Origin of the sequence: Burkholderia sp. ABCPW 14 (genome assembly GCF_001523835.1) — a bacterium.
Classification (GTDB): domain Bacteria; phylum Pseudomonadota; class Gammaproteobacteria; order Burkholderiales; family Burkholderiaceae; genus Burkholderia; species Burkholderia mayonis.
On record NZ_LOVS01000089.1, the window covers coordinates 1 to 5,616 of the forward strand.

A 5,616-nucleotide genomic window follows, 5' to 3' on the forward strand; every position below is an offset into this window, starting at 1 on the left:
GCGGGGCTATCAAAGGCAGAAGTGGTCGAGCGCTTGGCGTATTGGGCTGACGAGTTGATGCTCGGGGCGTTTGAGTACGACACGGACGGATTTAATCGTTATCTCGATCGCGGGCGTAACGAAAAATCGGGCGTCTAGCGTCGGGAGTGTCCGGCCGAGGCCGAAGCGGCGTAGGGCGACGGCGGCAATGCGAAGTCCTGGCCTTTGTCGCGCGGCTCAGCGCGGCCCGCCGGACCGAGTAGCGGGTAATTGCGGGGGCGGGGAGCGGAGGCGCTGCGGCGGTGGCCCCTCCATTCTGCAAGGCACTGCCGCGCGGGGCGCTTCCGGCGCGATAGGGGCGGGCGTAGGCGGTTCGGTGGCGAGGGGTTGGGGGTTGAAGTGCGCGGGGCTCGCCCAGCGCAGCAGAGCGCGCCGGGCGGGCCGCGCGCAGCGCGGCCCCTAAACTTGTATCAGGGACACTTAACGGATACGGGACACGGACGCCGGCATAGGGCGAGGCAGAGCAAGGACAGAAAGGCGGTTCGGAAAAAAGAAAAGCCCTGAACGCTGGCACGGTCAGGGCTTGGTGAAACAGCGCATTACAAGGGTGATTGCAATGCACGACGCAAGTATAGGCGACTTCTCGCCGTTCCGTAGAGAGTGGGTGATCCGTGGCCGGAATTTTGGCGATGGTCAGGTGGAGGTGACGGCGACGCGGTTTGATCGGTACATGGGCGCGCTGTCGTTGAATGCGATGCCGAAGGCGAAGCGCGGCGAGTCGGAGAACAGTGAGTCGAACCTGCTCGATGCGGCGAAGCGCGCGAAACAGCAGGTGCGGCTACGGTGCAAGGCGATTGGAGCGGACAGAATGATCACGTTGACGTACCGGGAGAACATGCAGGACAAAGCCCGCCTGAAGCGCGATTTCGATGCGCTGCGCCGTCGCCTCGCGAAGCTGTCGACGTTCCAGTATGTCGCTACACCTGAGCGCCAAAAGCGGGGTGCATGGCACCTCCACGTGGCGGTCAAGGGGCGCCAGAACTATCGAGTGCTGCGCTCGATCTGGCAAAGCATCGTAGGCGTCGGGAATGGCCAGATTAACGTCCGAAACCCGTTTAAGGAAAAGGGGCTGCGGCACAAGCTTGCGGCCTACCTGGCGAAGTACATCACGAAGGATTTTGCGGAGCACGCGCTGAATGAAAAGCGGTATTGGACAAGCCGCGGCGTCGTCGTTCCGGAGGTTATGCCGATCGATCACATTGCCGCGAATGATCCGGCGGAAGCCCTGAAGGTTGCGTTCAATGCTGCTTTGCAGGCGGGCGCGACGCTTGACCGCTGTCAAGCGTTTTGGCGGCAGGAGTTGGGCGTGTTCTGGTTATCGACGCGCGAGAATTAGACCAATTTTGTAAATGGATTTAAGCATAGAATCGCAACTGTCGATATTCTGGTGATTCAATAGCGCTAGAGGCGTTTGGAATGACATTTGAGGAAATCGTCGGTATTTATTTGTCGGCTAAGGATCACCGCAGTAAGCAGCGAGATATGTACTCGTTGAAGCGACTTCAGCCGTATTTTGGCGGACGCGCTATCTCGGCGTTGAAAAGGGTGGACGTTCGGAAGTATGTTGCGGTCCGTCTTGCCGATGGTGTGCAGGAGTCAACAGTCAAGAGAGAGTTGAAATTTCTTTCGGCAGCTATCAATTTTGTCCGTCTCGAATGCGATTGCTCTGATTTGCCGAATCCGGCGCAGAGTCTCGGATTGAATGGCGGGGAGCATCGGGTTAGATGGATATCGCGTGCGGAAGCATCCACGCTGATTCTTTCTGCCGGTGCTTATGCAAAGCGCCCACATTTGGCAAACTTCGTGCGCCTCGCACTCAGTACAGGTTGCAGAAAGAACGAGTTATTGGCGCTTGACTGGCGTCGGGTGGATTTTGAGCGCTCGTTTTTGCGTCTGGACGCTGAGCATACGAAGAACGGCAAGCGTAGGGTGGTGCCGTTGAATAGTGCCGCGCTGTCGGCATTGAGGGGTCAACGGGATTGGGTTGAGCGGAAGTGTTCCGGTTCCGAGTGGGTGTTTCCGGGGTGGTCCGGGAAGCGCATACAGACCCTGCAGAAAGGATTTAACGCAGCATGCGCCCGCGTCGGTATCGAGAATTTCCGGATCCACGACCTGCGACATACTTTCGCGTCATGGCTGGTGATGGAGGGTGTTTCCCTGTACGTCGTGAAAGACCTGCTGGGGCACTCCTCGATCTCCGTGACGGAGCGCTACGCCCACCTGTCGCCGGACCAAGGCCGCGCGGCTGTACAGAAGCTCTTGCCGCTCTAGAGCGGCAAGCCAGATTGCAGAAATATAGCAAATTTGCTAACATGAAATTTGATTGGACGGTCGTCTACTACAACGAACGGGTGAAGCGCGACGTTTTCGCGTTCCCGGCTGGGATTCTCGCGGACTACCTCCGGCTGTTGGATCTGATGCAGGAGTTCGGGGCGGATCTGCGGATGCCGCACTCCCGAGCAATGGGTAACGGGTTGTTCGAGTTGCGTCCCAAGGGTAGGGAAGGTATCGGGCGGGTGTTCTATTGCACGCATGTGGGGCGGCAAGTCGTTGTGCTGCACTCCTTCGTTAAGAAGACGCAGGAAACGCCGCAACATGAATTGCGGATCGCCCAAGCACGTTTGAGAGAGGTGCGTAATGGCTAAGGTAGCAGTGAAGCGCGTTCACGCTGAGGGATTCAATCCGGTTCCGCATACGGCGGACGACACGGCGCGTCTGCTTGCTGGTCGCAACGTCAAGGCTGAGTATGACGCGTTGGAGGATGAGTACATCGCGTTGCGCGCTATCTTGTCTGCGCGGCGCGACGCTGGTCTGACGCAGGCTCAGATTGCGGAGCGGATGGGTACGACCGCATCAGCGGTTTCGCGGCTTGAGGCTTCGTTGTCGAGTGAAAAGCATTCCCCGTCATTTGCGACGCTGCGTAAATATGCGGCTGCATGTGGTAAGAGGCTCGTGATTTCGTTTGCCTGACGGTACCCGATGCGCTTTTGAGGGTGTTGGGACAGTGGTCTGCAACTACTGCGGGGTGAGTCTACGTGTCTGAACCTACCTTTCTTGGCATTTCTAAGTCCGCCTGGGACATGGCGAATGGCTTTGCTAACTGGTTTTCAGCCGCAGGCTCCTTCGCTGCTGCTGCCGTCGCTTTGTATATTGCGAATCGCTCCGCGCGTCCGACTGCACAACTGTCCGCAGGGCATCGCATTACTGTCGGTGCTGGCTCGGTAAAGCCTTACCCTGAATACGTCGTTTTCCGGGTTGTGAACACGGGGGACCGTCCTGTTAGGATCGTGCAGATTGGATGGACTATGCGCTGGCCGAAGCGCCGTGCGGCTGTCCAACTGTTTGATCCGAGCCTGAGTAGCCGATTACCCGTCGATTTGTCTCATGGGCAGGAGGCTACTTGGTATGTGCCGCTCAGTTCGCGCGACGAGCCGTGGCTTGAATATTTCGCCAAGGGTCTGCTCATACCTCGTTATCGAGTGGCGTTGTGGTCGCTTCGTGCGCAGGCATTTTCTTCGACCGGCATTGTTTTTTCCGCAAAGCCAGAGCGCGGGTTGCTTCAGAAATTTAGGGATGCGTGCAAGCGTGTAACGTCGGCAGCGTCCTGTGTCCCAAGCAAAGACGCAAACAGCGTGTGATGAGTGCGGCTATCTGCCCTCCGAAGGCAGGGGTTGCTGGTTCGATCCCAGCCGGGCGCGCCATCTGTATTTCCATAGTCATCCCCTGAAATCCTGAAAGGCCCCGCTGGGTAAGGCGTTGCGGGATTTTTGCGTCCGGGGAAAGCCGGCGAATTCCGTCCAAAGCCGGCGTTTGCATATCCCAAATTTCGTACCCAAAATGGTTGTACCGAGGTTTTGCCATTTTTGGGTACGAAATCATGGGGCAACTCACTGATTTAAAAGTAAAAAACGCGGAGCACTGCGCAAAGGATTACTGGCTGCCGGATGGCGACGGACTGTACCTGCGGGTGCGGCCGACTCGCAAGATCTGGGTCTATCGCTATATGCGCGACGGGAAAAACATCAAGCTGTCGCTTGGTCGTTATCCGATTGTGTCGCTGGCGGCGGCGCGCAGGAAGGCCCGTGAAGAAATGAAGCGGCGAGAAGATGGGATCGACCCCCAAAAAGCTCGGCGCGAGAAGCAGGAGCAAGAGCAGGCAGCTCGGCTCAATACGTTTGAATTGGTGGCGCGAGAATGGCATAAGGCGTCGGAAAAGGATCGCCAGTGGTCTGTCGGTTATGCCGCGAAAATCATTCGCTACTTAGAGTTGCACGTGTTTCCCTGGGTGGGTCGACTTCCGGTGGAGGAGATCAAACCGACCGAAGTCGTGCGTTGCCTGCACCGCATCAAAGAGCGCGGCAATCTTGAAACCGCGATGCGGGTGCGCGAGACGATTCAGCATGTGTATCAGTACGCAGTCGATACCGGCGTTCTGGAACCAGCCAAGAATTTTGTGAATGGCCGTACAGGCGGACTTCCAGCCGTCCGCAGCCGTCATTACCCAGCTATCACTGATCCGCAGCAGCTTGGACAGCTGCTGCGCGATATCCGGGCCTACAACGGCCATGTAATTACCCGTGCGGCATTGCAGCTCGCTCCGTTACTGTTCCAGCGACCCGGTCAGCTACGTTTCGCCCACTGGGAGGATATCGATCTAGACGGCGCTGTCTGGATCTGTCCGCCGGAAAAAATGAAGATGCGGGAATGGAAGAAGCGGGATAGCCGCACGCCAGCGCATATGGTGCCGCTTCCGTCGCAGGCCATGGAGATCCTGAGAGATCTGCATCCGCTAACCGGGCCGAAGGGGCCGATCTTTCGCAGTGTCGCCAAGCGCTCCGAGGCGACGCGTTACATGAGCGAGAACACGGTCAATAGTGCGCTACGTACGCTGGGCTACGACACTAAAGAACAGATCACCGGCCATGGTTTTCGTGCGACGGCCCGTACGTTGATCCGGGAATATCTCGGATGGGACCGGGAGGTGATCGAGCGTCATCTCGCCCACGCATCGAGCGAGGAGCTGGGTGATAGCTACGATCGCGCAACGTTTCTCGAACAGCGCCGCGAAATGGTTCAGGACTGGGCCGATTTTCTCGATGAACTAGCCGCGGGGAACGTTCCGAAGCCTGCGAGGACGCTGCATTTGGTGAGCAGGACTGCGTGAGGCGCTGCCCCCTAGAGATTTTCGGTGTCTGGGCTGATCGGAAATCCAAACGTACCTCGTATCGGTGTGATGCTCGGCTTGTTCATTTTCTCGCGCTCTCGCAGTCGTGGAGCGATGTGCGATTGATCATTGCGTCGCGGATTAGCCTGTGCTGTTTTTTTTCGGTTCATCGAGGAATTCCGGGGAACGCGGCGCGGATTTTGAGGAAGAAATATTCCTCGTCGCGGTACCCGTAAGCGCGACGCTTGATGACCTTGATGGTGTTGTTGATGCCTTCGACGACGCTGGTATTGAGCGGATGGCGGCAGCGGGCCAGGATGCCGTGCCAGTAACCCTGCAAGCGCTGGGCAAACAGTTGCAGCGCGGCAATCCCGCTTTGCCGGGCTTGCTCGATCCATTGCCCCCAAGCCTTT

At 57.9% G+C, this 5,616-nt stretch carries 7 protein-coding genes and 1 tRNA gene; 7 read left to right on the top strand and 1 reads right to left on the bottom strand.

Going from position 1 to position 5,616, the window contains the following annotated elements; translation table 11 throughout:
- Positions 1-595: 595 nt before the first annotated feature.
- From WS62_RS13660 to WS62_RS13685, 7 genes are all read left to right on the top strand, one after another.
- Complete coding sequence (locus WS62_RS13660) at positions 596-1,375, top strand: rolling circle replication-associated protein (RefSeq protein ID WP_066571480.1); 780 nt, start codon at positions 596-598, stop codon at positions 1,373-1,375.
- A gap of 80 nt (positions 1,376-1,455) precedes the next feature.
- Entirely contained in the window at positions 1,456-2,310 is an 855-nt protein-coding gene (locus WS62_RS13665; RefSeq protein ID WP_066571482.1) for a tyrosine-type recombinase/integrase, read from the top strand.
- A gap of 41 nt (positions 2,311-2,351) precedes the next feature.
- On the top strand, positions 2,352-2,684 hold the full coding sequence (locus WS62_RS13670) for a type II toxin-antitoxin system RelE/ParE family toxin (RefSeq protein ID WP_009910242.1): 333 nt from the start codon (positions 2,352-2,354) through the stop codon (positions 2,682-2,684).
- 7 nt (positions 2,685-2,691) lie between these two features.
- Positions 2,692-3,009, top strand: coding sequence for a helix-turn-helix domain-containing protein (locus WS62_RS13675; protein WP_066571486.1), 318 nt, complete (start codon positions 2,692-2,694; stop codon positions 3,007-3,009).
- A gap of 65 nt (positions 3,010-3,074) precedes the next feature.
- Positions 3,075-3,677, top strand: coding sequence for a hypothetical protein (locus WS62_RS36365; protein WP_156440973.1), 603 nt, complete (start codon positions 3,075-3,077; stop codon positions 3,675-3,677).
- Positions 3,670-3,740, top strand: a tRNA-Ser gene (locus WS62_RS13680). Before WS62_RS36365 ends, WS62_RS13680 begins: the two co-directional genes overlap by 8 nt.
- A 176-nt stretch (positions 3,741-3,916) precedes the next feature.
- Positions 3,917-5,203: a tyrosine-type recombinase/integrase gene (locus WS62_RS13685; RefSeq protein WP_082720950.1), complete on the top strand. Its 1,287-nt coding sequence runs from the start codon at positions 3,917-3,919 to the stop codon at positions 5,201-5,203.
- A 166-nt stretch (positions 5,204-5,369) separates the two neighbouring features.
- Here WS62_RS13685 and WS62_RS13690 read toward each other — a convergent pair.
- On the bottom strand, positions 5,370-5,616 hold a 247-nt coding region (locus WS62_RS13690; RefSeq protein ID WP_197422830.1), incomplete at its 5' end, for a transposase.